The sequence below is a fragment of the Streptomonospora nanhaiensis genome, assembly GCF_013410565.1.
In the GTDB taxonomy this organism is placed as follows: Bacteria; Actinomycetota; Actinomycetes; order Streptosporangiales; family Streptosporangiaceae; genus Streptomonospora; species Streptomonospora nanhaiensis.
The window spans coordinates 3,517,631-3,544,590 of sequence record NZ_JACCFO010000001.1 but is presented as its reverse complement, the minus strand read 5'-3'; the positions used below and the strand labels follow the sequence as shown (position 1 = coordinate 3,544,590).

At 73.1% G+C, this 26,960-nt stretch carries 28 protein-coding genes and 1 pseudogene; 15 read left to right on the top strand and 14 right to left on the bottom strand.

Annotated features, from left to right (window positions below; translation table 11 throughout):
* Positions 1 to 192: 192 nt before the first annotated feature.
* Positions 193 to 366, bottom strand: a complete 174-nt coding sequence (locus HNR12_RS15395) for a DUF397 domain-containing protein (protein ID WP_179768142.1) — start codon at positions 364 to 366, stop codon at positions 193 to 195.
* Positions 363 to 1,169 (bottom strand): helix-turn-helix domain-containing protein, encoded by an 807-nt coding sequence (locus tag HNR12_RS15390; protein WP_179768141.1) that lies wholly within the window; start codon positions 1,167 to 1,169, stop codon positions 363 to 365. The genes HNR12_RS15395 and HNR12_RS15390 overlap by 4 nt, the downstream gene beginning before the upstream one ends.
* Positions 1,170 to 1,522: 353 nt before the next feature.
* Between HNR12_RS15390 and HNR12_RS15385 the strand changes: the two genes are divergently transcribed.
* Positions 1,523 to 1,867 (top strand): hypothetical protein, encoded by a 345-nt coding sequence (locus tag HNR12_RS15385; protein ID WP_179768140.1) that lies wholly within the window; start codon positions 1,523 to 1,525, stop codon positions 1,865 to 1,867.
* 271 nt (positions 1,868 to 2,138) lie between these two features.
* Here HNR12_RS15385 and serB read toward each other — a convergent pair whose 3' ends face one another.
* From serB to HNR12_RS15365, 4 genes are all read right to left on the bottom strand, one after another.
* On the bottom strand, positions 2,139 to 3,374 hold the full coding sequence (gene serB, locus HNR12_RS15380; protein ID WP_179768139.1) for a phosphoserine phosphatase SerB: 1,236 nt from the start codon (positions 3,372 to 3,374) through the stop codon (positions 2,139 to 2,141).
* A gap of 111 nt (positions 3,375 to 3,485) precedes the next feature.
* Positions 3,486 to 4,109, bottom strand: a complete 624-nt coding sequence (locus HNR12_RS15375; RefSeq protein WP_179768138.1) for a DUF1707 SHOCT-like domain-containing protein — start codon at positions 4,107 to 4,109, stop codon at positions 3,486 to 3,488.
* A gap of 47 nt (positions 4,110 to 4,156) precedes the next feature.
* Complete coding sequence (locus tag HNR12_RS15370; protein WP_179768137.1) at positions 4,157 to 4,783, bottom strand: DUF1707 SHOCT-like domain-containing protein; 627 nt, start codon at positions 4,781 to 4,783, stop codon at positions 4,157 to 4,159.
* Between the two features lie 115 nt (positions 4,784 to 4,898).
* Entirely contained in the window at positions 4,899 to 5,666 is a 768-nt protein-coding gene (locus HNR12_RS15365) for a hypothetical protein (RefSeq protein WP_179768136.1), read from the bottom strand.
* 133 nt (positions 5,667 to 5,799) lie between these two features.
* On the opposite strand from HNR12_RS15365, the gene HNR12_RS15360 reads away from it, so the two are divergent.
* Together HNR12_RS15360 and HNR12_RS15355 are read left to right on the top strand one after the other, a co-directional pair.
* Positions 5,800 to 6,585, top strand: coding sequence for an ABC transporter ATP-binding protein (locus HNR12_RS15360; RefSeq protein WP_179768135.1), 786 nt, complete (start codon positions 5,800 to 5,802; stop codon positions 6,583 to 6,585).
* Between the two features lie 273 nt (positions 6,586 to 6,858).
* Entirely contained in the window at positions 6,859 to 7,839 is a 981-nt protein-coding gene (locus HNR12_RS15355) for an SPFH domain-containing protein (RefSeq protein ID WP_179768134.1), read from the top strand.
* A 45-nt stretch (positions 7,840 to 7,884) separates the two neighbouring features.
* On the opposite strand, the gene HNR12_RS15350 is transcribed toward HNR12_RS15355, so the two are convergent.
* Complete coding sequence (locus tag HNR12_RS15350) at positions 7,885 to 8,238, bottom strand: WhiB family transcriptional regulator (RefSeq protein ID WP_179770633.1); 354 nt, start codon at positions 8,236 to 8,238, stop codon at positions 7,885 to 7,887.
* Between the two features lie 503 nt (positions 8,239 to 8,741).
* Here HNR12_RS15350 and HNR12_RS15345 point away from each other — a divergent pair.
* On the top strand, positions 8,742 to 9,503 hold the full coding sequence (locus tag HNR12_RS15345) for a sulfite exporter TauE/SafE family protein (protein ID WP_179768133.1): 762 nt from the start codon (positions 8,742 to 8,744) through the stop codon (positions 9,501 to 9,503).
* 40 nt (positions 9,504 to 9,543) lie between these two features.
* Here HNR12_RS15345 and HNR12_RS15340 read toward each other — a convergent pair whose 3' ends face one another.
* Entirely contained in the window at positions 9,544 to 10,170 is a 627-nt protein-coding gene (locus tag HNR12_RS15340; RefSeq protein WP_179768132.1) for an HD domain-containing protein, read from the bottom strand.
* A 132-nt stretch (positions 10,171 to 10,302) separates the two neighbouring features.
* On the opposite strand from HNR12_RS15340, the gene HNR12_RS15335 reads away from it, so the two are divergent.
* Entirely contained in the window at positions 10,303 to 11,664 is a 1,362-nt protein-coding gene (locus HNR12_RS15335; protein WP_308118502.1) for an FAD-dependent oxidoreductase, read from the top strand.
* Between the two features lie 37 nt (positions 11,665 to 11,701).
* Here HNR12_RS15335 and HNR12_RS15330 read toward each other — a convergent pair whose 3' ends face one another.
* The 3 genes from HNR12_RS15330 to HNR12_RS15320 all read right to left on the bottom strand — a co-directional run bounded on the left by HNR12_RS15330 (position 11,702) and on the right by HNR12_RS15320 (position 14,180).
* Complete coding sequence (locus tag HNR12_RS15330) at positions 11,702 to 12,532, bottom strand: nucleotidyltransferase domain-containing protein (protein ID WP_179768130.1); 831 nt, start codon at positions 12,530 to 12,532, stop codon at positions 11,702 to 11,704.
* 101 nt (positions 12,533 to 12,633) lie between these two features.
* Complete coding sequence (locus tag HNR12_RS15325; RefSeq protein ID WP_222600496.1) at positions 12,634 to 13,515, bottom strand: alpha/beta hydrolase family protein; 882 nt, start codon at positions 13,513 to 13,515, stop codon at positions 12,634 to 12,636.
* A 98-nt stretch (positions 13,516 to 13,613) separates the two neighbouring features.
* The gene (locus tag HNR12_RS15320) at positions 13,614 to 14,180 is read right to left on the bottom strand and encodes a TetR/AcrR family transcriptional regulator (RefSeq protein ID WP_179770631.1); all 567 of its coding nucleotides are present in this window, start codon (positions 14,178 to 14,180) and stop codon (positions 13,614 to 13,616) included.
* A gap of 389 nt (positions 14,181 to 14,569) precedes the next feature.
* Between HNR12_RS15320 and add the strand changes: the two genes are divergently transcribed.
* The gene (add, locus tag HNR12_RS15315) at positions 14,570 to 15,604 is read left to right on the top strand and encodes an adenosine deaminase (protein ID WP_179768129.1); all 1,035 of its coding nucleotides are present in this window, start codon (positions 14,570 to 14,572) and stop codon (positions 15,602 to 15,604) included.
* 231 nt (positions 15,605 to 15,835) lie between these two features.
* Here the strand turns inward: add and HNR12_RS15310 are convergent, their stop codons facing one another.
* On the bottom strand, positions 15,836 to 16,384 hold the full coding sequence (locus HNR12_RS15310) for a pentapeptide repeat-containing protein (RefSeq protein ID WP_179768128.1): 549 nt from the start codon (positions 16,382 to 16,384) through the stop codon (positions 15,836 to 15,838).
* Between the two features lie 803 nt (positions 16,385 to 17,187).
* On the opposite strand from HNR12_RS15310, the gene HNR12_RS15305 reads away from it, so the two are divergent.
* The 4 genes from HNR12_RS15305 (at position 17,188) to HNR12_RS15290 (ending at position 22,101) form a co-directional block, all read left to right on the top strand.
* On the top strand, positions 17,188 to 17,649 hold the full coding sequence (locus HNR12_RS15305; RefSeq protein ID WP_179768127.1) for a Fur family transcriptional regulator: 462 nt from the start codon (positions 17,188 to 17,190) through the stop codon (positions 17,647 to 17,649).
* Positions 17,650 to 17,741: 92 nt separating this feature from the next.
* Complete coding sequence (locus HNR12_RS15300; protein WP_179768126.1) at positions 17,742 to 19,190, top strand: catalase; 1,449 nt, start codon at positions 17,742 to 17,744, stop codon at positions 19,188 to 19,190.
* Between the two features lie 699 nt (positions 19,191 to 19,889).
* Positions 19,890 to 20,978, top strand: a complete 1,089-nt coding sequence (locus HNR12_RS15295; RefSeq protein ID WP_179768125.1) for a chaplin family protein — start codon at positions 19,890 to 19,892, stop codon at positions 20,976 to 20,978.
* Positions 20,979 to 21,159: 181 nt separating this feature from the next.
* Entirely contained in the window at positions 21,160 to 22,101 is a 942-nt protein-coding gene (locus tag HNR12_RS15290) for an SURF1 family cytochrome oxidase biogenesis protein (protein WP_308118503.1), read from the top strand.
* 4 nt (positions 22,102 to 22,105) lie between these two features.
* Here HNR12_RS15290 and HNR12_RS15285 read toward each other — a convergent pair whose 3' ends face one another.
* On the bottom strand, positions 22,106 to 22,483 hold the full coding sequence (locus tag HNR12_RS15285; RefSeq protein WP_217781868.1) for a YybH family protein: 378 nt from the start codon (positions 22,481 to 22,483) through the stop codon (positions 22,106 to 22,108).
* Between the two features lie 93 nt (positions 22,484 to 22,576).
* On the opposite strand from HNR12_RS15285, the gene HNR12_RS15280 reads away from it, so the two are divergent.
* On the top strand, positions 22,577 to 22,954 hold the full coding sequence (locus HNR12_RS15280) for a winged helix-turn-helix transcriptional regulator (RefSeq protein WP_179768124.1): 378 nt from the start codon (positions 22,577 to 22,579) through the stop codon (positions 22,952 to 22,954).
* A gap of 67 nt (positions 22,955 to 23,021) precedes the next feature.
* Positions 23,022 to 23,944, top strand: a pseudogene (locus HNR12_RS15275) (helix-turn-helix transcriptional regulator).
* A gap of 40 nt (positions 23,945 to 23,984) precedes the next feature.
* Here HNR12_RS15275 and HNR12_RS15270 read toward each other — a convergent pair.
* Positions 23,985 to 24,389, bottom strand: a complete 405-nt coding sequence (locus tag HNR12_RS15270; RefSeq protein WP_179770628.1) for a DUF1801 domain-containing protein — start codon at positions 24,387 to 24,389, stop codon at positions 23,985 to 23,987.
* Positions 24,390 to 24,642: 253 nt separating this feature from the next.
* On the opposite strand from HNR12_RS15270, the gene HNR12_RS15265 reads away from it, so the two are divergent.
* From HNR12_RS15265 to HNR12_RS15255, 3 genes are all read left to right on the top strand, one after another.
* Positions 24,643 to 25,050 (top strand): VOC family protein, encoded by a 408-nt coding sequence (locus tag HNR12_RS15265; protein WP_179768123.1) that lies wholly within the window; start codon positions 24,643 to 24,645, stop codon positions 25,048 to 25,050.
* A gap of 513 nt (positions 25,051 to 25,563) precedes the next feature.
* Positions 25,564 to 26,034, top strand: coding sequence for a GNAT family N-acetyltransferase (locus HNR12_RS15260; RefSeq protein ID WP_179768122.1), 471 nt, complete (start codon positions 25,564 to 25,566; stop codon positions 26,032 to 26,034).
* A gap of 37 nt (positions 26,035 to 26,071) precedes the next feature.
* Positions 26,072 to 26,902: a class I SAM-dependent methyltransferase gene (locus HNR12_RS15255; RefSeq protein ID WP_179768121.1), complete on the top strand. Its 831-nt coding sequence runs from the start codon at positions 26,072 to 26,074 to the stop codon at positions 26,900 to 26,902.
* Positions 26,903 to 26,960: the final 58 nt, after the last annotated feature.

Below are 26,960 nucleotides of genomic sequence, written 5' to 3'. Positions count from 1 at the left end.
TTGCCGTGCGAACCCATGTCGCCCCCTCTGCTTGGCCAAACGCGTTCTCCCTCGACGGTAATCACGTGCACGCACAGTGTCAGGAGAAGGCCGACACCGGACAAGTGATGGCTTGATGTTTCGACGTGGGATCGGCCAGGCATAAAAAGAGCCCCGAGGGACATCCCTGGGGGCTCTCTCGTCGGTCGGGGGCTAGAGGGTGTCGTTGCGGATGGCCGTGAGGAAGGCGTCCCACTCGGGGGCGGGGAAGGCCAGGTGGCCGAGGTGGCGGTTCTGGGTGTCGCGCACGAGGGTCTGCGCCCCTTCGGCGACCTCGACGCAGTTGGCGTTGTCAGGACCGCTATAGCTGCTCTTGTGCCACGTCATTGCAGGGTTCCTCTTACTTTTTCGATCAGTCTCATTGAATCGCTCGTGCTCAGCGACTCGCTTTGCAGGTCCCCGAAGTAGGTAAGGAGACGGCTGACCTTCTCGGCTTCATTGACCACGACCTCACCGAGAGTGTGCTCGGAGTGCGCCACGAGATTTCCTCCCGGCAGGCGCATGACACGGAAACTGCCCAGCACGCCCGGGCGCATCGGGGAGTACTCGGGCACCACCGTGATCCGGATGCTCTCGTGCGCGCACAGCTCTAGCAAGTGGGACAGTCCTTCGAGCTGCGCCTCTACGGACCCGACGACACGGCGGATGGCTGTCTCTTCCAGGACGAACCACAGGTGCACGTCGTCCCGGAGCCTACCCAGACGATCCAGTCGAGTGGCAACGAGCCCTTCGGTATCCCCGTCCTTGATGCGTGTGCCGCTGCGCTGCATCATCGCACGGGCGTACTTCGGCGATTGCAGGAGCCCAGGGATCACCAACGGCTGGTACTCGCGAATCTCATCGGCCGCGCGTTCCAACTGAATGAAGTCGCGCCACTCGTCGGGTATCCCCACCGAGTTGCTGAGTTGGTGCCACAGTTGCCTGAGCGCGCCGCCTGTAGACAAGATCTCGTCGAACTTGCTAGCTACGCCGGATTTGGGCGCTCTTGTCGCCATCTCGTACTTGCTTACTACTTGTCGACTCATCAACGCCTGCCGGGCCAACTCAGCCTGCGTCAGACCCGCTTGTTCGCGAATTTTTTTGAGTTTGGCCGCCCAGGGCAGCCACTCTTCGCGCACGTGCTCTGCCATGTCTCCATGATGATCTTCCGGTCAACCGAGGGCTACCGATTCTCCAAATCGGCCCTTTGTTTGGCGCATGGCTAGCTGGAGATGTGGGTTGTCGCCACAGTAGACGTGAAAGACCCCCGCGATGCGTGCCTGCATCCGGGGGCGTGGTTTCCAGCTAGTAGAGAGCTGAGAACGATGCACATCCTAGCGATGCTTATCGCCCCGTTGGCTCTTATCGCCCGATTGATACGCCCGGCGCGGGGACTGCACGCCGCCCCGCCCCATTGGGCGCGGTTCGAGCCCGACGAAGACGACCGCCTCTTCCTGGCCCGGCGCCACACGCGGCCGGTCCTCCTTGCCCCGGGAGTCGCCGTATGAGTGCCTTCGACCAGGTGATCCGGCACCCCGGCACCCTGCGCCAGATCCCGGCCAGCGGCAAGGTCGTCTCCACGCCCCGGCCCGGAGCCCCGCCCACCGCCGTGCTGTGGGTCGCGCGCGAGGGCTGGTGCGTCTGGCACAAGCACGTCGGCGCCCGCTGCGTCGCCACCGGCACCTGGGACGGCCACGACTACCCGCTCACGGTCCTCTGGCGCTTCTTCGTCAGCGACGAACGCACCGACTGGGAGCAGGCAATCTACCCAACAGACCTCTTTCTCTGCGAAAGCCCCGAATCCAATGACCCGACAACCGCCAAGGGAAATTCCACCCCCGTGCGATGAATGGCGCTGCCATCTCTGCGAACGCCGATGCGACAGGGAGATATGCGGGTACTGCGGAAATCCGAAGGAGGCCACCACCGCCTACCTCCGGACCTACGCCCCGCGTAAAAGACGCCGGCGGCCCCGACACAGCCGGGTCCGCCCCTACATCCGCCACCTGACACCCGCAGCCGCATAAGCACATGAAACCGCGCCCGCGTGGGCGCAGCGAAACGGCCGCCCACCCCCCGCCTGGGGGTCGGGCGGCCGTCGTTGCCTGTCGGCGCGGGCCTCAGTGGGCGGTGGCGGGGTCGAGGTCGTCCATGCGGTCGGCGGCCTCGACCTCCTCTCGGGTGATGCCCAGGAGGTAGACGATGGTGTCCAGGTAGGGCACGCTGACCGACGTGTCGGCCTGCTCGCGCACCACCGGCTTGGCGTTGAACGCCACGCCCAGCCCGGCGGCCTGGAGCATGTCGAGGTCGTTGGCGCCGTCGCCGATGGCCACGGTCTGGCTCAGCGGCACGCCCGCCTCGCCCGCGAAGCGGCGCAGGGCCTCGGCCTTGCCCTTGCGGTCGACGATCGGGCCGACCAGCTCACCGGTGAGCTTGCCGTCCACGATCTCCAGCGTGTTGGCCACCGAGTAGTTGATGCCCAGCCGCTCCACCAGGACGTCGGTGATCTGGGAGAACCCCCCGCTGACGATCGCGCACTCATAGCCCAGCCGCTTGAGCGTGCGCACCAGGGTGCGCGCCCCGGGCGCCAGCACCAGTTGCTCGCGCACGCGGTCGACGGCCGAGGCGTCCAGGCCCTTGAGCATGGCGACGCGGCGGCGCAGGGAGTCCTCGAAGTCGATCTCGCCGCGCATGGCCTCCTCGGTCACGCGGGCGACCTCATCGGCGCAGCCCGCGTGCTCGGCCAGCAGTTCGATGACCTCGCCCTGGATCAGCGTGGAGTCGACGTCCATGACGACCAGGTGCTTGGCGCGCCGGTGCAGCCCGCTGGGCTGGAGGGCGACGTCGATGGCCTGGGTGGCGGCCTCCATGGAGAGGTCGCCCCGCAGCCGCTCCGGGTCGGCGCCCGAGACGTCGAGTTCGATGGAGGTGACGGGGTAGCTGGCCAGCCGCTCGATGCGGTCGATGTTGGCGCCGGCGCGGGCGATGCACGAGGCGATCGCGCCCAGTGCGCCGGGCCGCAGCGGGTCGGCCAGGATGGTGATGTGCAGCTGGTCGGCGGAGGCCGCGCCCACACGGCCGTTGCCACGGGAGAACTCGACGTCCATGTCGAGGTCGATGCAGGTCTTCTCGACGGCGCTGCGCAGCTCGGTGAACACGCGGTCGTGGCTGACACCGGGGGCGACACCGTCGTCGACCGCCAGAACCGCCCCGAGGACCAGCCGGCCGCCCACGACGACCTGCTCAAGGTCGACCAGGGTCACCGGGTACACCGAGAGCGTGCTGAGCAGTCGCGCGCTGACACCCGGACGGTCGCGACCGGACACCGTAACCAGGAGCGTGGAGTGTTCATTCATGGCTTCATCCACGGTACTCGGCCGACAAATCCGGCCGTGTCGCAGCCCGCCCCCCGGCGGCCTCCGTTCACCGCGCGGCCACGAGCCCGCCGGGGTCGGGCCGCGCGGGTGTCACCGGTCCTTCTTCTTCCTGCGCTTGGGCTTCTTGACCTTCACCTCGATGCCGCCCAGCATGCACGTCCCCGTAAGCCGTATAACGGGGTGATTCGGGTCGGTGACCTCGTCGGTGCCGTGGAGGCTGCAGCCGCCCAGAATGCCTGATGTGTTGTTCACCACACGCACCCCGTGGGGCACGGTGATCTCCAGTCCGCCCAGGACCACCGCGCACTGGATGGTGACCTCGCGCTGGGACAGCACCGCCTCGCGGAGGTCGAGTTCGACGCCGCCGCACAGCACCGACACGTTGGTGCGGGCCTCGACCAGCCAGCGGCCCTTGCGCTCGGCGCCGCCGAACACCGCCACGATGTTCTCGCGTCCCTCGCCCTGGGCGGCCATCCGCCGGGCCTCGTCGGAGGAGACCTCCATGCCCTGGGTCGGGAAGGGGCCGGTGCCGCGCTCGGCGGGCAGGTCGCGGGTGACGGCGGCGAGTTCGCCGACGGTCTTGGCGCGGTACAGGGTGTCGAGGCGCTCCTCGTGCTCCTCGGGCGTCAGCCTGCCCTCGGCGACCGCCTCGCGCAGGCGCTCGATGACGCGGTCGCGGTCGGCGTCGGAGGCGCGGATGTGCTCGGGTTCCATGGCAGTGTGCCGTTCTCTCGCTCGTAGTGCCCGGCCGGACGGGATGTTCAGCGGCCCCAGCGCCCGGACTTGGGCTCCTTGGTGCGCACCGTGACGGTGGACAGCCAGGCGCCTCCCTCCAGCACCACGGTGGGCGGCGCGGGCACGGCCGGGTCCTCGCGGGTCTTCAGTTCAACGGTGCTGAGGGTGTCCCTCATCCGGCTGACGACCCGCACGCCCGGCGGCACGACGACCTCCAGGGTGCTGAACATCAGCGCGCTCTGCACGGTGACCTCGCGCTGGGACAGCACGGCCTCGCGCATGTCCAGGGAGACGCTGCCCAGCACCACCGACACGTTGGTGCGGGGCTCGACCAGCCAGCGGCCTTTGCGCTCGGCGGCGCCCAGGACGGAGCGGATGTTCTCCACCCCCTCGGGGGAGCGCGTCAGGCCGCCGAGGTCGTGGCGCGCGCCGGCGCCGGCCGCCGCGGGGAGGTCCTGGGTCAGCGGCGCGAGTTCGCCCAGGGTCTTGGCGGCATAAAGCGCGTCCAGGCGCTCGGAGTGCTCGTCGTGGGTGAGGCGGCCCTCGCTCAGCGCGGTCGACAGGACCTCGGCAACGCGGTCGCGGTCGGCGTCGGAGGCGCGGAGGTGGGGGAGGGCCTGTCCGTGGGCGAAAGCCGGTGCCGTGTCGTTCATGGTGTCGAGTATCGCGCGCGGCGCCACCCGGTCGGATCCGGAACATCCCCGGTGTTTCCCCTGAGAACGGCGGCGGCCGGGTGCGGGGGCGGCCGCGGGGCCGCTGGGGCGGGGGTCAGTCGCCGGCGCCGTAGGCGGCCACGCGCGCCCGGCGCACCGCGCTGTCGAGGACCCGCAGCGCCTCGCGGCGGGCGTCCATCTGGGCGGCGCTGAGCCCGCGGCCGCCGTCGGCGGCGGCCAGGCGCACCACCACGGCCAGGCGGTCGGCCTGCGCGGCCAGGCGGTGGGCGCGCTGGGGGTGGCCGGGGGCCAGCCCGGGGCCGGGGGCGCGGTCGGCGTCGCGGAGGTCGGCCAGCGCGCGGGCGACCTCGGGGCCCCAGGAGGAGATGTCGTCGACCCGGCCGAACAGTTCGGCCGACTCGCGGATGGCGTGCTGGAGCCGGTGCTCGGCGTCGGCGAGGGGGACGTACTCGGGTTCGCGGTCGGCGGCGGGGTAGGCGCTCCAGGCCACCCCGACATAGGAGGAGCCGCGGCGGTCCTGGCCGGGCACCAGCCCCACCCGGCGGTCGGCCAGGCGGACCAGCACGGCCTCGCGGGCCTCGACGGCGGCGGAGTTGAGGTCGGGGCCGCCGACCAGGCCCAGGGGGTCGCCGGGCACCGGCAGGCTGAGGTGGAAGCGGGCCAGGCCGTGGGAGCGCAGCCGCGCGAGGGCGCTGCGCAGCGGGGCGCCGGACTCGAACGGCAGGCCGTCGGCGACCGCGCCCACCACGTGCGGCCCGGTGGCCCGCTCGACGGAGTCGACGAGGTCGTCCAGCCCGGCGTGGCCGGCCAGCCAGGCGTTGCCCCAGGCGACCACCTGTGCGGATGACAGTTCTGCGAGCATCGCTTCAGCCTAGATCGCGGCGCGGACAGCCGGGGGCGTCGAGTAGGTTCCTATCGGCGAGGTCCGCCGCGCGGGCCCCCTCCGGCGGCGCGGCGGCGGGCGGCATGGACGTGGAAAGACCCCGGGGAGTGCGATGAACGGCCAGGTGCTGCGCATGCGCGGCGTGACGGTGCGCCGCGGCGAGGCGGAGCTGCTGCACGAGGTGGAGTGGACCGTCGAGGAGGACGAGCGCTGGGTGGTGCTCGGCCCCAACGGCGCGGGCAAGACGTCGCTGCTCAGCGTGGCCGCCGCGCAGCTGGCGCCCGACTCCGGCGAGGTCGCCGTGCTGGGCGAGGACCTCGCCGAGGCCGACACCACCGAGCTGCGCAGCCTGGTCGGGTTCGCCAGTTCGGCGGTGGCCAACCGGATTCCCGACTCCGCGCTGTCGCTGGACCTCGTGATCAGCGCGTCCTACGGCTACCTGGGCCGGTTCGGCGAGGAGTACGGCACCGTGGACCTGGGCCGGGGCCGGGCGCTGCTGGCCCGCTGGGGCGCGGCGCACCTGGCCGAGCGCCGCTACGGCACGCTGTCGGAGGGCGAGCGCAAGCGGGTGCTGATCGCCCGGGCGCTGATGGCCGACCCCGAGCTGCTGCTGCTGGACGAGCCGGCGGCGGGCGTGGACCTGGCCGGGCGCGAGGACCTGCTGCGCCGGCTGAGCACGCTGGCCGACGACATCGACGCCCCCGCGCTGGTGATCGTGTCCCACCACGTCGAGGAGATCCCGCCGGGGTTCACCCACGTGCTGATGATGCGCGAGGGGCGGGTCGTGGCGGCGGGTCCGCTGGAGTACGAGCTGACCGGCGAGAACCTGAGCGAGGCGTTCGGGATGCCGCTGAAGGTCGACCGCGACGGCGACCGGTGGAGCGCGCGGGCCGTGTGAGGCGCCCGGGCCGGGCGGGCGCCGGCGGGGCGGGCGCGGCGGACGGAGGCGTGCGGGGTTTGTGTGGTTGTCGAACCCCGGCATCCGGTTGCCCGTTATTCCGCCAGGTGTCCGCATCCTGCCAGGTTGACCGGGTTTAGGCCCTGGTCGGTGGCCTGGTGCTGAGAGACGCCGGTGCGGGACCCCTAGGATCGCCGCGTACATCGGATGTGTGGCAGCCGATGTGCCGCGACCGCCCGTGTCCCCCCTGCCAGGAGAGCCGGAGCCGCCCTGATGGGAACCGTCATCGTCATCCTGCTGATCTTCGTCGCCGTCCTGGCCGTGATCGGCTGGTTCAGCGTCCGGATCGTCCCGCAGGCCGAGGCCGACGTGGTGGAGCGCTTCGGCGGCTACCACCGGACGCTCAGCTCCGGGTTCCACATCGTCATCCCGTTCGTGGACCACGTGCGCGAGCGGATCGACCTGCGGGTGCAGGTGGTCAGCTTCCCGCCGCAGGCGGCCATCACCCAGGACAACCTGTCGGTGAACGTCGACACCGCGGTCTACGTGCGGGTCACCGACCCCTACAACGCCACCTACAAGGTCGCCAGCTTCATCCAGGCCGTGGAGCAGCTGGCCTCGGCCACCCTGCGCAACGTGATCGGCGGGATGGACCTGGAGCAGACCCTCACCTCGCGCGACCAGATCAACCGCGAGCTGCGGGCGGTCCTGGACGAGGCCACCGCCGAGTGGGGCATCGAGGTCAGCCGCGTCGAGCTGAAGGCCATCGAGCCGCCGGAGTCGGTGCAGGAGGCCATGGAGAAGCAGATGCGCGCCGACCGCGACAAGCGGGCGGAGATCCTCACGGCCGAGGGCCAGAAGCAGTCGGCGATCCTGCGCGCCGAGGGCGAGCAGTCGGCCGCCGTGCTCAGCGCCCAGGGCGCCGCCGAGGCGGAGAAGGTGCGCGCCAAGGCCGAGGCGGAGGCCATGACCGTGCGGGCGCGCGGCGAGGCCGACGCGATCATGATGGTGGCCCGCGCGCTGAACTCCGGCAAGGTGACCAACGAGCTGCTGGCCTACCAGTACCTGCAGAAGCTGCCGGAGATCGCGCGCGGCGACGCCAACAAGGTGTGGATCGTGCCCAGCGAGATGGGCAAGGCGCTGGAGAGCATCGGCGGGATGTTCGACCGCGTGCGCGACAACGGCGCCGAGCCGCACCCGGCCGGGGAGGCCAACGGCCAGGGCCGCCCGGTGGAGCCCGGCGCGCGGGCCTGAGCCCGGGCGCGGCGGGCCGCACCCGGCGGGCGCGGCCCGCGGCGGCTACCGGTCGGCCTCGGCGCAGACTCCCGCCACCAGGGGGGAGTCGGTGAGCCAGCCGTCGCCCGAGGGCTCGGTGTTCTCGCGCTCGTAGCGGTCACGCGCGGCGGTCAGCAGGTCCCACCACGACGTGACGTCCTGGCGGCGGCGCAGCAGCGCCCGGCGTTCGCGTTCGGTCATCCCTCCCCAGACGCCGAACTCGATGCGTTCGTCCAGTGCCTCGGCCAGGCACTCGGTGCGCACCGGGCAGCCCCGGCAGATGAGCTTGGCGCGGTTCTGCGCGGCTCCCTGCACGAAGAGCGCGTCGGGATCGACCTCGCGACAGAGCGCGCGGGTCGTCATCTCCGCAGTCCACATGTTGCCCCACTCCCAGATCAGCATGTGTGTTTTCGGGTGTGCCGACGGGCGCGGACGCCGACACGGACGCGGGGGACGAACACGGGGCGCGACGGGGGTCCCGTGGATCGTCCGACAGGGGGTCGGGTGGTCGCTCGGGGCCGGGGTTTCGGCGCACTGTGTCGTTCCTCACCGCTGAGGACGAAACTACGGACCGGCGCAGATCACCGACAGGCCCCATTGGGTTCATTTCTGATATAGCCCGAGTGAGCTATAGCCAAAGAGACGGTAAGTAATCTACCAGGTACGAAGAGTAGTTGGTTGCGACCTGGTGGCCCGGACCCGGTGGGGCGGGCGATTTTCCCCGGCACGTAGACTGTATGCAGCACACACGCGTTCCGACCTGGTCGTCGACCGGTCGAGGCGGGCGCGGCCCGGTGCGGCCGCCTGTGCGCGCCCCCGGCCGCCCCCGCGGGCGCGCCGCCGTGCCCCGCCGACCTCTCTCGCGAAAACGAAGGGTGCCCATGAGTGTCTGGGAGGCGCTCGCCATTCTGCTGGCGGGCATCGGAGCCGGCGGCATCAACGCCGTCGTGGGCTCGGGGACCCTGTTCACCTTCCCCGTGCTGCTCGCCCTGGGCTACCCCCCGGTGACCGCGTCGATCTCCAACAGCGTCGGCCTGTCGCCGGGCGCCATCACCGGCGCCATCGGCTACCGCCGCGAACTCAAGGGCCAGGGCCGCCGCGCCGCGCGGCTGGCCGTGATGTCGTGCGCCGGCGCGGTCACGGGCGGCGTGCTGCTGCTCAACCTCCCCTCGGAGGTCTTCGAGCTGGTGGTGCCGGTGCTCATCCTGCTGGCCTGCGTGCTCATCGTCGTGCAGCCGCGGATCTCGGCCTGGGTGCGCTCGCGCCGGGGCGCCGAGCACCGCGGCCGGGGGCCGCTGCTGCCGCTGGGGGTCTACGGCGCGGGGGTCTACGGCGGCTACTTCGCCGCCGCGCAGGGGATCGTGCTCATCAGCATCCTGGGCACGGCGCTGGACGAGGACGTGCAGCGGATCAACGCGGTCAAGAACGTGCTGGCGTCGGTGGTCAACGCCACGGCCGCGGTGTTCTACACGGTCTTCGCCCAGCCGGAGTGGCCGGTGGTGGGGCTCATCGCGGCGGGGTCGGTGATGGGCGGCTACGTCGGCGCCCGCCTGGGCCGCCGCCTCAAGCCCTTCGCCCTGCGCGGCCTGATCGTGACCGTGGGCCTGATGGCGGCGATCCACCTGGTGGTCGAGCGGTTCTGAGGGCGGTCGGAGAAATTCCGGGTACCGGGGCGCCGGGTGCTCACCCGGCGGCCAGGTACCCCCGGCGGTCGGCGTCCTCGATGAGGGCCACCGCGTAGGCGCCCAGCGCCTCGGAGCCCTCGGCGATGATCTTCACCTTCTCCAGCACCTGCGAGCGCGTGACGCCGTGGCGCACCCAGGTGCCGCCCTCGGTGTGCCAGTTGGCCAGCATCGGGGCGAGGCGGTCGATGGCCTTGGCGAACCGCGCCTCGGGGGTCTCGCGGGCCTCGAACTCCTCCCACAGGGCGCGGGTGCGCTTGGCCTGGTCCTCGGGCAGCAGCGCGAAGATGCGGTCGGCGGCGGCGCGCTCGCGCTCCAGTTGCGACTGCGACCGGTCCACGTCGTAGACGAAGGTGTCGCCGGCGTCGATCTCGACGATGTCGTGCAGCACGAGCATCTCGACCACGCGATCGATGTCGGTGCCCTCGGGGGCGTACTCGGCGAACACCCGCGCGGCCAGCGCCAGGTGCCAGGAGTGCTCGGCGTCGTTCTCCCGCCGCGAGCCGTCCACGAGCATGTTGCGCCGCAGGATCCGCTTGAGCTTGTCGGTCTCAAGGTAGAACCGGAGCTGGGACGTGAGCCGTTCGTGGTCGACCCCGTTGGCAAACACCGGTGCCGGTTCCGTCACGTAAGCCGCCCTCCTAGCGCTGTGTTCGTCACTATGTACCAGGGAGATCCCGGCCGCCACGGGGATGATCCCATGCAACGGCGGCAGACTGACGCCGGAGCGTCCGACAAGGGAGGCGGCATGGAGCGGCGAGTGAACGCACGGCCACGACTGATCGTCATCGGAGGCGACGCCGCGGGAATGAGCGCCGCGTCGCAGGCCCGCCGGCTGCGAGGGCCCGAGGAGCTGGACATCCTCGCCTTCGAGCGGGGCCGCCACACATCGTACTCGGCGTGCGGAATCCCCTACCTGGTCGCCAAGACCGTATCGAGTGCCGAGGACCTCGTGGCGCGCGACCCCGAGACTTTCCGCCGCGACCACGCCGTGGACGTGCGCACCGGCACCGAGGTGGTGGGGGTGGACCTGGACCGCCGCACGGTGACCGCGCGCGGGCCCGGCGGCGAGGAGACCGAGGAGCGCTTCGACGACCTGGTGTTCGCCACCGGGGCGGTGCCGGTGCGCCCCCCGCTGCCGGGGATCGACGCCCGGGGCGTGTTCGGGGTGCAGACCCTGGCCGACGGGATCGCGGTGCGCTCCTACGTCGACGAGGAGCGGCCCTCCTGCGCCGTGGTGGTCGGCGGCGGCTACATCGGCCTGGAGATGGCCGAGGCGTTCGTCGAGCGGGGCCTGCGCGTGCGCCTGGTCGAGGCGGCCGCCGAGCCCATGGGCACCCTCGACCCCGACATGGGCGCCCTGGTGCGCACCGCGCTCACCGGCATGGGGGTGGAGGTCCACATGGGCGAGCCGGCCACCGCGCTGCGCACCGAGGGCGGCCGGGTCCGGGCGGTCGCCACCGAGAAGGGCGAGTACCCGGCCGACATCGTGGTGCTGGGCCTGGGCGTGCGGCCCAACAGCGCCCTGGCGCGGGCGGCGGGCCTGGAGATCGGCCCCACCGGCGGCATCGCCGTGGACGCGCGCATGCGCACCTCGGCCGAGGGGGTGTGGGCGGCCGGGGACTGCGTGGAGTCCTTCCACCGGATCTCGCGCCGGCCGGTGTCGATCGCGCTGGGCACCCACGCCAACAAGCAGGGCCGGGTGGCCGGCACCAACATCGGCGGGGGCTACGCGCGCTTCGGCGGCGTGCTGGGCACCGCCATCAGCAAGGTGTGCGGGCTGGAGGTCGCGCGCACCGGGCTGAACGAGGCCGAGGCGCGCGCGGCCGGGTTCGCGTTCGAGACCGAGACCCTGGCCTCCACCACCCGGGCGGGCTACTACCCCGGCGCGGCCACGGTGACCACCAAGATCCTGGCCGAGCGGCGCACCCGCCGGCTGCTGGGCGCCCAGATCGTGGGCTGGGAGAACGCGGGCAAGCGGATCGACACCCTGGCGGCGGCGCTGTGGGGCGGCATGACGGTGGAGGACCTGGCCGGCCTGGACCTGGGCTATGCCCCGCCGTTCTCGCCGGTGTGGGACCCGGTGCAGATCACCGCCCGCAAGCTCGCCGAGCGGATGTGAGGCCGCGCGGGCGCGGCGGCCCGGCGCGGGCCGCCCGTCACCGCCCGGCCGCACCGGCCCCGGGCCGGGCGGCGCCCGCCTGCCCGGCCGTCACCTCCTCCAGGTACGCCACGGCGGCCCGCGCCGCCTCGGCCTGGTGGGCGGGCGGGTGCGGGAGCGCGTCGCGCAGGGCCGTGTACAGCTCCACGCACCGCAGGACGGCCCGCCCCAGCAGGCCGGGGTCGTAGCCGGGGGCGGTCTCCACCAGCGCGGGCACGAGGTCCGGCAGCGCGTGCTCGGCCCTGCGCACCCCGCGCGGCTCCAGCCCGCGCGCGGCCCCGGCCAGCGGCACCAGCACCCGCGCCCGCAGGAACGCCAGGAACTCCACCACCTCGAACAGCTCCCCGCGGCCGAGCTTGGTCGCCGCGTAGTGCACCCAGATCCAGAACCGGTCCTCGATCCACCGGGGGTCCACCTCCAGCGGCGCGGCGGGGGCGGCGGCCAGCGCCCGCGACAGCGCGCCGTCGCGCTCCCACACCACCCGGGGGTCCTCGATCCGGTCGGCGAGTTCGGCGGCCCGCAGGAACTTCAGGTCGACGTGCAGCAGCGGGGCGTCGTAGAGGCAGATGAGCACGCGGGGCTCGCCGACGTGCTCCCCGGTGAACGCGGCCAGCAGCCGCCCAAAGGACGCGGCGATCTCCTTGCGGGCGGCCATGACCGCCTCGTGGTGCTCGTCGGCGACGACGACCACGAGGTCGAGGTCGGAGTAGGCGTCCACGGCGCCGGACAGCAGCGAGCCGCCCGCGCCCAGCCCGGTGAACCGGGGGTCGGCGCTCACGCCGGACTCGATCCGGGCCAGGGTGGCGGCGTGTTCACGGGGCAGGTCCACGGAGGCCCTCCTCAGCTGGGGCGGCGGCGGCAAAGTCTTGCAACGTACACCGCCGCGGACGCGGGCGGCAACGCGTCCTCCCCCGCCCGGGCCGCGCGGAGCTAGCCCAGCCGCACGGTCTCCTCGGCCGCCGAACCGGTGGGGCTGAGGTGGGTGTGGAACCACTCGACCAGCGCGCGGTCGGCCAGCACGCTGCCGGGCTCGGGCGGGCCGGGCTGGAGGCCGGGTTCGGGGCCCATGGTGTGGGCGAGGTCGGGCACGACGATGTGCCGCAGCGCCTGCGGGCTGTAGCCGGTGGCCAGCGCGTCGTGCAGGGCGCGGGTGCGCTCGGGCGGCATGACGTCGTCCTGGCCGCCGGTGACGATCAGCAGCGGCGGCTGGGGGCGGCGCGCGCAGATCTCGGCGGCGCGGGAGGTGAAGTCGAGCCAGGCGGCCACGCCGCGCGCGGTGTCGGTCCAGGCGTAGTCGACGCCCAGGCGGCGCTCGCGGGCGGCCAGCACCGGGCGGGGGTCGACGATCGGGTTGACCAGGCCGGCGGCGCCCACGGGCACGCGGTTGTCGGCCAGCGCCAGCAGGGCGGCCGCGCCGCCCGCGCCCACGCCCATGAGGCCGGCGGGGGTGTCGCTCACGGGGTGGCGTTCGCGCAGTTCGGTGATCGCGCGGGGGAGTTCGGCGGCGGCTTTCTCGACCACCGGGCCGAACAGCTCGATGAGGTAGTCGTCGGCGCCGCGCCGGTTGACCTCGGCGATCCCGCCCTCGGGGAGGCGGGCGCCGAACATGGGCAGTCCCAGGTAGAAGCGCCAGGCGGGCAGGGAGGCCAGGGGCAGCGCGCCGGCCAGCGCGGTCTCGCTGCGCGGGGGCTCGAAGGCGTGGAGGGCCACCACCATGGGGGCGTCGCCGGCGGGCAGCGCCGGGGGCACGGCCAGGTAGGGGATGCCGGCCACCGTTCCCGTGGTCGGCTGGGCGGTGCTGTCGGCTGGCACTTGAGGGTCTCCTCCCGTGTGCGGGTGCCGCGCGCCGGGACGCGGGGCCGGGGCCGCCGCCGCGCGGGTGCCCGGACCGCCGGGCGGGTGGGCGCCCCTCAGCCGAAGTGGTGGCCGAGGTAGGTGCGCAGCAGCAGCTTGGTCTCCTCGATCAGGCGGGGGTCGCCGTCGGGGTCGAGGCGGAACGCGAGCTTGAGCACCGCGTCGGCGGCCTCGACGGCCACGACGACGGCGCGGTCCAGCTGCTCGCACTCGTGCGCACCGCCGTGGGCGGTGAGCAGCTGGCGCAGCCGGGTGGCGATCACCCGGTTGTTCTCGGTGTCGGAGTCCAGCAGCCGCTCGTCCACGACGTCGCCGAAGTGCAGGCTGCGGAACCCCGGGACGGTGCGGTGCATGTCAAGGTACTCGTCGATGATGACATCGGCGGAGTGCGTCCAGTGCTCGCGGCCCCCCTCGGCGAGGCGCTCGGCCACGCGCGCGGTGAACTGGTCGAGGTAGCGCAGGCCCAGGGCCTGGGTGATGGCCTTCTTGTCGGGGAAGAACTGGTAGACCGAGCCGATCGCCACACCGGCGCGCTCGGCGATGCGGGTGGTGGACAGTTCGCTGTAGCCGCCCTCGTCGAGGAGTTCGGCGCAGGCGTCCAGCATCCGCTGCACCCGCACCATGCTGCGGTGCTGGGCGGGCAGGCGGCGCAGCGGCGCGTAGGCCAGCGACGGCTCCACCGCGCCCACGCGGCTGCGCTGGTCAGCGGCCCGTCCGGTGTCCCCCGCCTTCGCCTGCCGCGCGTCCGTCCTGGGTAGCGTCGAAGCAGCTGAGCTGCCAGAAGTTGTCGTCATCACGCCCCCTATGATGTGCTTCCGCATTCAAACGGTTCCCATTGAAATCCCGCCACGCGGGCGCTGATCGCCTTCTGTCCGGATATGGCCAGTAGCGCAGCGCAGCGGGGGCGCGCGGGGGCACGGCGCTCTGGAAGCATGGTCAATCAGACGAATCAACGTCAAATGCCGTGGCAGCGCCTTGTTGCGCGCACACCCTTGTGCGTAGCGTCGCCGCCATGGACCTGACCACACCCGGCCTCGACACCGAGGCGTTCATCCGCGCCCTGCCCAAGGTCGAGCTGCACGTGCACCTGGAGGGCTCGATGCGGCCGGAGCTGCTGCTGCGGCTCGCGCGCAAGCACGGGGTGTCGACCCTGCCGGGCACCCTGGAGGAGGTGCGCGACTGGTACGCCTTCCGCGACTTCCCGCACTTCGTCGACGTCTACCTGGCCTCGGTGCACACCCTGGTGGACGAGGAGGACTTCGCCCTGCTGGCCGCCGACGTGGCGGCCCGGCTGGCCGAGCAGAACGTGCGCTACGCCGAGGTCCACGTCAGCCTCTACGGCCACCTGATGCGCGGGGTGCCGGCGCGGACGGTGTTCGACGGGATCGAGCACGGCCGCCGCGAGGCCGAGCGCGAGCACGGGATCCGGCTGCGCTGGATTCCCGACTACCCCAGCGACTACGGGCCCGAGGTCGCCGAGCAGACCCTGGACGCGGTGCTGGCCGAGGCCCCCGACAGCGTCGTGGGGTTCGGCGTGGGCGGGATCGAGGCGCCCTTCGCGCCGGTGGCCCACCTGTTCGCCCGCGCGCGCGAGGCCGGGCTGCACAGCCTGCCCCACGCCGGCGAGCACGGCGGCCCCGAGCGGGTGCGCGAGGCGCTGGACCTGCTGGGCGCCGAGCGCATCGGGCACGGGATCGACGCCATGCGCGACCCGGAGCTGGTGGCCCGGCTGGCCGCCGAGCAGGTGCCCCTCGACGTGTCGCCGACCTCCAACCTGCGCACCGGCGCGATCACCGCCATCGGCGACCACCCCCTGCCGCGCATGATCGAGGCGGGCCTGCTGGTCACCCTCAACAGCGACGACCCCACCATGTTCGGCACCGACCTGACCAACGAGTACCGCACGGCCGCCGGGCTGGGCCTGGACGCCGCGGCCCTGGCGGCGCTGGCGCGCAACGGGGTGGCCGCCTCCTACCTGGAGGAGCCGGCCAAGCGCGCCCTGGCCGAGGAGATCGACACCGTGCTGGCGGAGCACGCCGGCTCCTAGGCGGTGCGGCGGGCGGGCGGCTCGGGCGGGCGGGCGTCGGGCCGCCCGCCGCCCCCGCCGCGATCCCCCCGCCTGGGAAGATCCCCCGCCCTGGAACCGGTCGCCTACCCGGCCTCGGCCGCGTCGTCGGTCCCCTCCGTCGCGCCGCCCTCCGGCGCCGGGGCGAGGTCCAGGCCGCCGCACTCCGCGTCCGGGGGCGGTGGCGGGGTCACGGGACTCTGGGGGAGGAAGTCAGTGGTCGACTTTCCATCCCAGCTCAGCCATGACCGACGCCATCAGGTTCGGGATCTGGTCAGCGTCAATCCTGGCCTTGCGCATCGACAGGACACCGACCACATCCTCGACGGAGCTTCCGCGCAGGTCACAACCGTCCACCCGGGTTCCGTCGAACTGGACCCCTGCCAGACGGCACCCGTCCATGGCGACTCCTGACAAGTCGCAGGATTCGAAAACGGTCTCGGTGAACCGGCATCCGGTGAAGGCCACCCCAGATACGGACCGTAGCCATGTCAGGTGGGCGTAGTCGAACACGCAGTCACGGAACAGCACGTCGGTCAACTCAGCCTGGTTCACGATGAGGCCGGTGAACCGGCAGTCGGTGAAGACCACACGAGAAATCTTCACGTTGTTCCAACGGTGACCGGCCAGGTCCACACTGCTGTAAGCGGAGTGCGAGAGAGCCGCCTTGGTCAGGGTGTCGGCGTGGGGCCAGGTGGTGTGTGTGTCCTCTTCGTCGTCAGGAAGAAGGACGCGCACGTCACGGACGTTGACGGTTTCCATGTGGTCCTCTCAGGATCGTTTTCCTGTGCCGTTGCACGCGGGGCACAGGATGCGTTCTGGTTTCCTGTCGCGGGGAACCACAATCGTCTTGGCTCCGTTGCAGGTGTCGCAGGTGGCCATGCTCAGCGTCCCTTCCGGATGATAGGTGTCCTCGTTCTCGTTCGTGAGGCGGACGCGAGAACGGCGTTTGCCGCTGAGTGTCGTATCCCGTACCCGTGCGTGAGTTCGGTGTGGCAGGCGTGTCAGGAACCGGCCACCTCGCCCACACACCACACTCCGCGCCCCAGATGGCGGACCACGGGCTCAACAGCTCCCACCGCCTGACTCCTTGCGGTCGACGGGGAACAGCAGGAGGCGGCCAGCGCGGCGGCGGCGACGGCCGCGCCCGCGCGCAGGACGACGCGGCGAGTGGCCGACCGGATGGGCGGCCGGGGGTCGGTCTGACGGGCGGCCGCGCGGACGGCGCGGTTGTCGGCCGGGCGGGGGGAGCCGGTCCATGGTCGCTTCAGGGGGGATGGGCGGCCAGGGCCGCCGGCGTGGGGTCGTCGCGGAGCGGGCGCGACCGGCACGGCGGTCCCCGTGTCCTGCCAGAAGGGGGCCACGGCGAGGATACGTCGCGGCCCCCGCCCGGCCCAGGCGTGTTATGAAAAGGTGCGCTCACGATGCGTGGCCCGGTGGGAGCCGGGTGTGCGGGCGGGGCGTCCGGCGGGCGGGAAAACGGCTGGTGAAGCCCTGCCCAACAGGATCAACTGGAATGACTCGTTTTCTTGAGCCATTCCAGTCTGTGTCGTAGAGTGATCACCATGGACAACGTCGCCGATGATCTCCGATCGGCCGGACTCCGGGTCACCGCGGCACGGGTGGCCATCCTCGAACAGGTCCGGTCCGGCAACCACCTCGACGCCGAACGCATCGCGCGCGGCGTGCGGGGTGCGGTCGGCCACGTCTCGACCCAGGCCGTCTACGACGGGCTGCACGCGCTCACCAGAGCGGGCCTGCTGCGGCGGATCGAGCCGGCGGGGTCGCCCGCGCGGTTCGAGGCCCGGGTCGGGGACAACCACCACCACATCGTCTGCCGCTCCTGCGGCGAGGTCAGCGACATCGACTGCGTGGTCGGCGAGGCGCCGTGCGTGGAGCCTTCGCAGACCCACGGCTTCGTGGTCGAGGAAGCCGAAGTGGTGTTCTGGGGCGTCTGTCCGCAATGCCAGGAGCAGGGCGCGCCTCCCGACCGCCCGCCCGCCCGGCGGGTGCCCGACGCGTCCTGATCCATCCGCCCCCCGCCCGAGGCGGCACGGTGCGGTCCTCGGCCCTGCGCCGATCCCGAGGCAGCTTTGAGCATTCTTGAAAGGTGCGAGCAGTGAGCGTTCCCTACAGCACGGACGACGCCGGCCACCCGGCGCCCAGCGATGGTTTGTCGCAGTCGGTAGGCCCCAACGGGCCGCTGCTGCTCCAGGACCACTTCCTCATCCAGAAGATGGCCCACTTCAACCGCGAGCGCGTGCCCGAGCGCGTCGTGCACGCCAAGGGCGGCGGCGCCTTCGGCGAGCTCGAGATCACCGAGGACGTCAGCGCCTACACCAAGGCCGACCTCTTCCAGAAGGGCAGGAAGACCCCGCTGCTCCTGCGCTTCTCGACCGTGGCCGGCGAGCTGGGCAGCGCCGACACCGCGCGCGACCCCCGCGGGTTCGCCCTGAAGTTCTACACCGAGCACGGCAACTACGACATCGTCGGCAACAACACGCCGATCTTCTTCATCCGCGACCCCTCGAAGTTCTCCGACTTCATCCACTCGCAGAAGCGGCGCGCCGACAACCAGCTGCGCGACAACAACATGCAGTGGGACTTCTGGACCCTGAACCCGGAGTCGGCCCACCAGGTGTCGTTCCTGATGACCGACCGCGGCACGCCCAAGAGCTGGCGCCACATGCACGGCTTCGGCAGCCACACCTTCATGTGGTACAACGCCAACGGCGAGAAGTTCTGGGTGAAGTACCACTTCAAGACCGAGCAGGGCATCGAGAACCTGACCGCCGCCGAGGCCAAGGCCATGGAGGCCGAGGACCCCGACGCCCACCGCCGCGACCTCTGGGAGGCCATCGCGCGCGGCGAGTTCCCGTCCTGGACCGTCAACGTCCAGATCATGCCGTTCGAGGACGCCGCCGACTACCGGTTCAACCCGTTCGACCTGACCAAGGTGTGGCCGCACAGCGACTACCCCGAGATCACGATCGGCCGGTTCACCCTGAACCGCAACCCCTCGAACTACTTCGCCGAGATCGAGCAGGCCGGCTTCGAGCCGTCCAACCTGGTCCCGGGTATCGGCGGCAGCCCCGACAAGATGCTCCAGGGCCGGCTGTTCTCCTACCCCGACGCCCACCGGTACCGCATCGGCCCGAACTACCTGCAGCTGCCGGTCAACCAGCCCAAGGTCGAGGTCCGCAGCTACAACTTCGACGGCCCGATGGCCTACCGCAACGGTGCCGACCCGGTGTACGCGCCCAACACCGTGGGCGGCCCCGCGGCGGCGGTCGACCTCTACGAGGCCGAGGGCTACCAGGTCTCCGGCGAGATCGTGCGCTCGGCCTACGAGCTGCACAAGGAGGACGACGACTTCGGCCAGGCCCGCGCCCTGTGGGAGAAGGTCCTGTCCGAGCCCGAGCGCGCCAACATGGTGAGCAACATCGTCGGCCACGCCTCGGCCCCCGAGGTCACCGCCGACATGAAGAAGCGCGTGGTCGAGTACTGGACCAACGTCCACCCCGACCTCGGCTCCGGCGTGGCCAAGGGCCTGGGCGTGGAGTCCTGACCCTGCCGGCCTCCGGCTGAGTGAGCCGGGCCGAGCGCCCCGCCCCGGGCGCGGATCCGCGGATCCGCGCCCGGGGCTTTTCGTGTGCGGGGCCCGGGCGGTTCCGGCGGGCCCGGGCGGATGGGGGCGGGCCGGCGCGGGGTGCCGTGCGGCGGTCCGGCACCGCTGGTGTGCGGTACGACACGGCCAACGCGCCGAGTGACCGCCGGAATTGCCGGACATCCGTTTCCGCCCATTGCCGACGCGATTCCCGGTTGTCCCGATTTGGGGGCCTTGGCGGAATTGGTCCGATGAGGTTCGCCCTTTTTCGCGAAGCTCGCCGGGCTCGCACACCCCGGCGGATTCGGGTGCATACATCAGCCGTGATCACGGAGCGTGTCGTTCGGTATACCTCGTCCCTGTTGGTATGGGTGGATTTTCTGCAAAACGCCTGACAGGGAATTCAGAGCTGCTAGCGTAATCCGGGAGCGGCAAGGTCGTGCGGCTCACCGGGCCTCCGGTGTCCCGATGAGCCGATCTTTCCGCCGCCCCACGGCCGCCGCCCGCGACGGGCGCCGACAGGCCGCCGGGTCGGTGCCGCCTGAAGCACCACCCCCCGCCCGCGGGCCGCGCCGTGCCGCACTGCGCCCGCCCGCGGTGACGCTTCGACACCGATCGAAAGCCCAACGTGTTCGCGTCCGCGAAAGGTCACCCCGAAACATGCGCAAGCAGTACACCTATCTGACCGCCTCCCTGCTCACCGCGGGAATCCTCGGCGCGGCACCCGCCGCCGCGCTGGCCGACCCCCAGACCGACGGCTCGGGCGGGGTGGGCAGCGGCAACCAGGTCAACGTCCCCGCCGACATCCGCGCCCAGCTGTGCGGCAACGCGCTGTCGGTCCTGGGGATCTCCCAGGCCGACTGCGACCGCGTCTCCGAGGTGCTCTACGCCGCCAGCGACGCCGGGCAGGAGGGCCCCGCCACCGACGGGTCGGGCGGGATCGCCAGCGGCAACCAGATCAACATCCCCGTGGACGTGGCCCTGGACATCTGCGGCAACTCCGCGGCCATCGGCGGCATCGCCAAGGCCGACTGCACCACGGTGGTGGAGGAGCTGGCCGAGGAGTCCGCCGAGAGAGCGCCCACCACCGACGGCTCCGGCGGGATCGCCAGCGGCAACCAGATCAACATCCCGGTCGACGTCGCGCTCGACGTCTGCGGCAACTCCATCGCCGTGCTGGGCGCCTCCAGCGCCCAGTGCACCACGATCGTCAACGTCATCGAGGAGTCCGCGGAGTCCTCCGGCGAGGGCGCGCCCACCACCGACGGCTCCGGCGGGGTGGCCAGCGGCAACCAGGTCAACATCCCGGTCAACGCCGCCGTGGACATCTGCGAGAACGCGGTGGCGGTGCTGGGCATCGCCGAGCCCGACTGCGTCGAGAAGATCTCCCAGGGCGACCCCGGCGCGCCCGGCGGCGGCGACGGCGGTGAGCAGCCGCCCGGCGGCGGCGACGAGCAGCGGGGCGAGACCGGCGACCCCGGCGGCGAGGGCGGCACGCCCTCGGCCGAGCCGTCGCCGTCGCCCTCGGCCGGCACCGGCCCCTCGCCCGACGACCAGGCCGCGCCCCAGCCGGGCGACGGCGCCGGAGCCGCCGGCGACCTGCCGCTGACCGGCCCCGCGCTGGGCGGCCTGGTGGCCGCGGCGCTGGCCGCCATCGGCGGCGGCGCCGGGGCGATGTACCTCACCCGCCGCCGCCGGGCCGCCGCCGGCCCGGCCGAGGACGGCGCCGAGTCCGCCGACCGGGACTGAGGCCCGGCACCGCACCCGTCCACCCGTCCACCGCGACGCCGCGCCGCCCCGGGGCCCCATGACCGGGGCGGCGCGGTCCGCGTGGTGAGGGGCATGCGGGGCCGCGCGGGCGCGTGCGCGGACCGTGCGCCAACCGCCACCCGGTGCGGGGGCGCCCGGGTGCTCGGATAGCCTCGAAGACGTGCTCCGAGTCCTGCTCACCCCGCGCATGCTGGCGTTTCACGCGCTGGTGGCGCTGGTCGTGCCCTCCTTCGTCTGGCTGGGCTTCTGGCAGTGGGGCCGCTGGGAGGACAAGGCCGCGGCGGCCGCCCTGCAGGAGGCCAACATCGCCGCCGACCCCGTTCCGGTGCGGGAGTTGGCCGCCCCCGGCGAGGACGTCCCGCCCGAGGACCGCTGGCGCCGGGTGACGGCCACCGGCCGCTACGACACCGAGCACGAACTGCTGGTGCGCAACCGCGACGGCTCGGCGGGGGTGGGCCTGCACGTGCTCACCCCGCTGGTCACCGACGACGGCCCGGCGCTGCTGGTCAACCGCGGCTGGATCGCGCAGCCGCCCTCGGCCACCGCCGAGCCCGAGGTCCCGCCCGCCCCCGAGGGCGAGGTCACGGTGACCGGCCGGCTCCAGTACAGCGAGACCCCCGAGAACACCGGAATCCGCGTCCGCGAGGGCCTGCCCGAGGGCCAGATCATGATCGTGGACGTCGACACGATCGCCGAGGACCTGCCCTACCCCGTCTACGGCGGCTACGCCGAGCTGACCGAGCAGCGGCCCGAGAGCGCCGACGCGCCCGAGCCCGTCGCCGCGCCCGAGGTCAACACCGGCATGAACCTGTCCTACGCGGTGCAGTGGTGGGTGTTCACGGTCATCGCGATCGGCGGCTGGATCTTCCTCATGCGCCGCGAGGTCAAGGACGCCCGGGACGGCTCCGCCGAAGCGCCGGGAACCTCCGGTGGCTCCGGCGGCTCCGATGGCCCCGGTGGCGGAGGCCCGGGGCCCGAGCCAGGAGGGTCCGGCGGCGGTACACCGGCCGCCGCCGAGGGCACCTCCGAGCGCTCCGCCCCCGCCGAGGACGCCGCCGCCGGCACCGCCGAGCCCCGCCCGCACTCGGGCGCGCGCCGCTGACAGCTCAGGCCGTGCCGTGCGGGTTGTCCACGGCGTAGCGCCACACGCCGTCGGGGCCGCGCCGCACCACGTCGGTCGCCGTCCCCCGCAGCGCCACCTCCTCGCCCGCCGCCGTGCCCTCGATCCGCCAGTCGACGATCAGCAGGGCCACGTCGCCGCTCACGTAGACGTGCCGGGGCGCCACGCTGATGGGCAGCCCCAGCGACAGGTGCCCCGCCAGCCCTCCGGCCAGGCCGGCGCCGGACACGGGCGCGCCCGGCTCGGGCACCAGCACCGCGCCGCCGGGGAACAGCTCCAGCACCCGTTCGACGCGGCCGGTGTTGAACCGCTCGGCGAAGGCGGCCGGCACCTCGTGCGGGGTGCGGGGCGAAGACGACATCATGGGACCTCCACATCAGGGCCGCGGGCACCGGCGCGCCGCGCCGCCGCGGCATCACCGTCGCGTTTCCGCACCCGGACGCTAGGAGGCGCCCTCGTGACTCACCAAACGGTTGGCCACGCGCCGCGGCCCGGACTGCCCGCACACCCGCTGGCGGCGGTGGCGCGCCCGGTGCCCGACTGCCCCGTCGAGACCGCGCTGGCGGCGCTGTCCGGCCGGTGGACCACGCTGGTCGTGCGTGAACTGCTGCGCGGCCGGGAGTCCTACACCGAGCTGGCGGGGGCGCTGCCCGAGCTGTCGGCGAAGGTGCTCAGCGACCGGCTGGCGCAGCTGGTCGATGCCGGGGTGGCCACGCGCGTCCGCCGCCCGGGGTGGCCGCCGCGCGTGCGCTACGTCCTCACCGAGCGGGGGCGCGCGCTGGGGCCGGTGCTCCAGGCGCTGTGGGACTGGGGCGCGCTGTCCGCCGAGCGGTAGCGGGGCGGTTGCCGGCGCCGGGGATCGCGGAAGGGGCCGTTCCGCGCGGTCGGGCAGAATCACCCCCATGGCCGACACCTCGGCGCGGCTGCTGCGCCTGCTCTCGCTCCTGCAGTCCGTCCCCGACTGGTCCGGCCCGCGCCTGGCCGAGCGGCTGGGCGTGACCACCCGTACCGTCCGCAAGGACGTCGAGCGGCTGCGCGACCTGGGCTACCCGGTGCACGCCACTCCCGGTGCCGGCGGGGGGTACCGGCTGGGCGCGGGCGCGCGGCTGCCCCCGCTGGTGCTGGACGACGCCGAGGCGGTGGCGGTGGCCGTGGGGCTGCGCACCGCCGCGTCGGGCTCCATCGCCGGCGTCGAGGAGACCGCGCTGCGCGCGCTGGCCAAGCTGGAGCAGGTCCTGCCCTCGCGGCTGCGCCGCCAGGTCGGCGCCGTGCACACGGCCGTGGCGACCGCCGAGGCACCCGAGCGCGCGCCTGCCGCGACCACGAGCGGCTGCGTTTCGACTACCGGGGGCCCGGCGGCGCGGCCGGGCCCCGGGAGGTCGAGCCGCACCGGCTGGTGCACACCGGGGGCCGGTGGTACCTGGCCGCGTGGGATCCGGCGCGCGACGACTGGCGGACCTTCCGCGTGGACCGCGTGGCGCTGCGCACGCCCAACGGGCCGCGCTTCGCCCCGCGCGAGGCGCCGGGCGGCGACGTGCTGGGGTTCGTCGAGGCGGGCCGCGCCGAGGCGGGGTGGCGGCGGCGCGCCACCGTCCTGCTGCACACCGGAATCGGCGCGCTGCACTGGATGACCCCGGAGTGGGGTGTGGCCGAGGCGCGCGACGAGCACACGTGCATCCTGCACACCGGCGCGTACTCGTGGGACCTGGTGGCGTCCCGGATCGGCGCCCTGGGCGTGGACTTCGAGGTGGTCGACCCGCCCGAGCTGACCGCGCACCTGCGCGGCCTGGCCCGCCGGTTCGCCCGGGCGGCGGACGGCGCGTGAGGCGGCGGGCCGGGCCGCGCCGCCCTGGGCGGCGCGGCCGTCAGTCGTCGGCGCCCACGGCGCGCCGGACCAGGGCGGCGAGCGCCTCCTCGCCCTCCGGCGTCAGCTCGGTCACCGCGTAGGCGGTGGGCCACAGGCCGCCGGGGTCGTCGAGGCCGGCCTCGGTGGTGAAGCCGAACGACGAGTAGCGCTCCCTGTCGACCCGGCCGCTGCGGAAGAAGCAGACCACCTTCCCCTTCCGGGCGTAGGCCGGCTGCCCGTACCAGAGCCTGGGCGCCAGCTCCGGCGCGGCGCCGGTGACGATGGCGTGGACGCGTTCGGCCATCGCGCGGTCGGGCTGCTCCATCTCGGCGATCTTGGCGAGCACGTCCAGCTCGTCGGCCGCGGCCCTGCCGCCGCGGCCGCGGCCCGCCTCCTTCTTCAGCTCCGCCGCGCGCTCCTTCATGGCGGCGCGTTCCTGCTCCGAGAACCCCTGTGGCACCGTGTCCCCTTTCCTCGTGGTGCGCTTCCTGCGCCGGTGCCCTCGTCCCGCTCGCGGGGAGAGCGCTCGCCACGGTAGCCGCGCCGGGGAATTCGGCGCTTCTCGATTCCTGACCGACACGCCGCCGGTTTCGGCGATCGGTCTTTTACCGCGACACGGCCGAGGTGATCAGGAATCAAGAAGCGCGTCGGGGGACGCGGTGCCTAGCGTTGGGGCCATGAAGACGACCATTCACTACACGTTCCTGCCGCACACCGACGCCGAGGCCGCGCTCGCCTTTTACCGCGACGCCCTCGGGTTCGAGGTCCGCAACGACGTCGGCTACGAGGACATGCGCTGGATCACCGTGGGGCCGGTGGGGCAGCCCGAGACCTCGATCGTGCTGCAGCCGCCGACCGCCGGCCCCGACCTCACCGAGGAGGACCGCCGCAGCATCATGGACCTGGTGGCCAAGGGCGCGTTCGCGGCGATCACCTTGGGCACCGACGACCTCGACGGCCTGTTCAAGCGGGTGGCGGACACCGGCGCCACGGTGGAGCACGAGCCCACCGACCAGCCCTACGGGGTCCGCGACTGCGCCTTCCGCGACCCGGCGGGCAACCTGGTCCGCATCAACCAGCTCTGACCGAGGGGCGCCGGGTGCCGCCAAGGCGCGCACCCCGCCGTGCTCCGCTTTTTCGCCGTCGTGCCGCGGGGGAAATCCGCGGCACGACGGATTTCAGCCATCTTTTTTGCGATTGCCGGAATCGGCCTCCCGGTGGACGGACGAATCGCACGCTCCGCCAAGGGGCGAAGGCGCCGGCGAGCGGCAGATGAAACTCCGCTTGCCAATGTCGATCGGTTTGCGGCCGATGGCCGGTTTCCCGGGCGAGGAGTCGCGGTCTTCCGCGGCGACGTGACCGTCGGCGCCGACTCGCCGCGCAGAGCGGCCCGGTATCCCCCATGGTGAGGAGCCGGGTGCCATCGACGCCGATCCGGGCACCCCACTGCGGCGGCGCGGCGGACGGCCCGCGCCCTCCCCGTGCGGTTCGCCGTCCGGGTGCGGCGGCGGCGCGGACCCCTTTAGGGTCGGATCGTCCACCGCCCGTTGCGGCTCCGCCCCCGGTGGCGGCAGCGGGCACCACCCAGAGGAGTCCTCGTGGTCGACGTTCGTCCGGCGGTCGCCGCCGACATCCCGGAACTGGTGCGGCTGCGCGCGCTGTTCGCCGAGCGGCCCGACAGCGGCTGGGGGCCGCCGCCCGAGGGCGACGCGTGGCGCGAGCGCTGCGCGGAGTCCATCGCCGAGCAGCTGTTCCGCGACACCATGCGCATCGCCGTGGTCGACGGCGGCGAGGGCGGCCTGGCCGCCTGCGGAATGGGCGTGGTCGACCAGCGGCTGCCCATGCCGCACAACCCCGACGGCCGGGTCGGCATGGTGTTCGGGCTGGTCACCGACCCCGAGCACCGGCACCGGGGGTATGCCCGCGCGATCATGGCCGAGCTGCTGGCGTGGTTCGACGGGCTCGGGGTGGAGCGGGTGAACCTCACCGCCACCCCCGAGGGCGACGGGATCTACCGCGACCTCGGGTTCGTGGACAACCCCGACCCGCTGCTCACCCGGGCCCGCTGACCCCGGCCCCGCCCCGCCGCCTGGCAGGATGGCGGCCATGAGCGACGACGTGGACCCCGGCGCGGCCGAGCGCGTGGCGCGCCGCCCCGCAGGCCCCGACGAGAGCGCCCGCGCCAGCCGGCTGTGGTGGGAGCGCGCCGCCGACGAGTACCAGGCCGAGCACGGCGGCTTCCTGCGCGACGCCGGCTTCGTGTGGGGCCCCGAGGGGCTGGACGAGGCCGACGCGGGCCTGCTCGGGCCGCCGGACCGGCTGCGCGGCGCCCGCGTGCTGGAGATCGGCTGCGGGGCCGCGCAGTGCTCCCGCTGGCTGCGCGTCCAGGGCGTGGCCGAGGTGGTGGGGATCGACGTCTCGCACCGGCAGCTGCAGCACGCCCGGCGCATCGACGAGGAGACCGGTGTGCGGGTGCCCGCCGTGGAGGCCGACGCCCAGCGGCTGCCGTTCGCCGACGCGTCCTTCGACGCGGTCTGCTCGGCCTACGGCGGGTTCCCGTTCGTGCCCGACGCCGCGGCGGCGCTCGCCGAGGCCGCGCGGGTGCTGCGGCCCGGCGGGCGCCTGGTGTTCTCCGTCAGCCACCCGCTGCGCTGGTGCTTCCCGGACGACCCCACCGAGCGCGGGCTCACCGCCGAGCACTCCTATTTCGACCGGCGCGCCTACGTCGAGGAGGACGCCGCGGGCCGCGCCGTCTACGTCGAGCACCACCGCACGGTCGGCGACTGGGTGCGTGCGATCGCGGCGGCCGGCCTGGTGCTGCGCGACCTGGTCGAGCCCGAGTGGCCCGCCGGGCACGACCGGGTGTGGGGCGGCTGGAGCCCGCTGCGCGGCCGGCTGCTGCCGGGCACCGCCGTGTTCTGCGCCGACAGGCCCTGACCGCCCGGCCCCGCCGACCGCCGCCCGCCCCCTGCCGCCCTGCCGTCCCGCCCGCCGC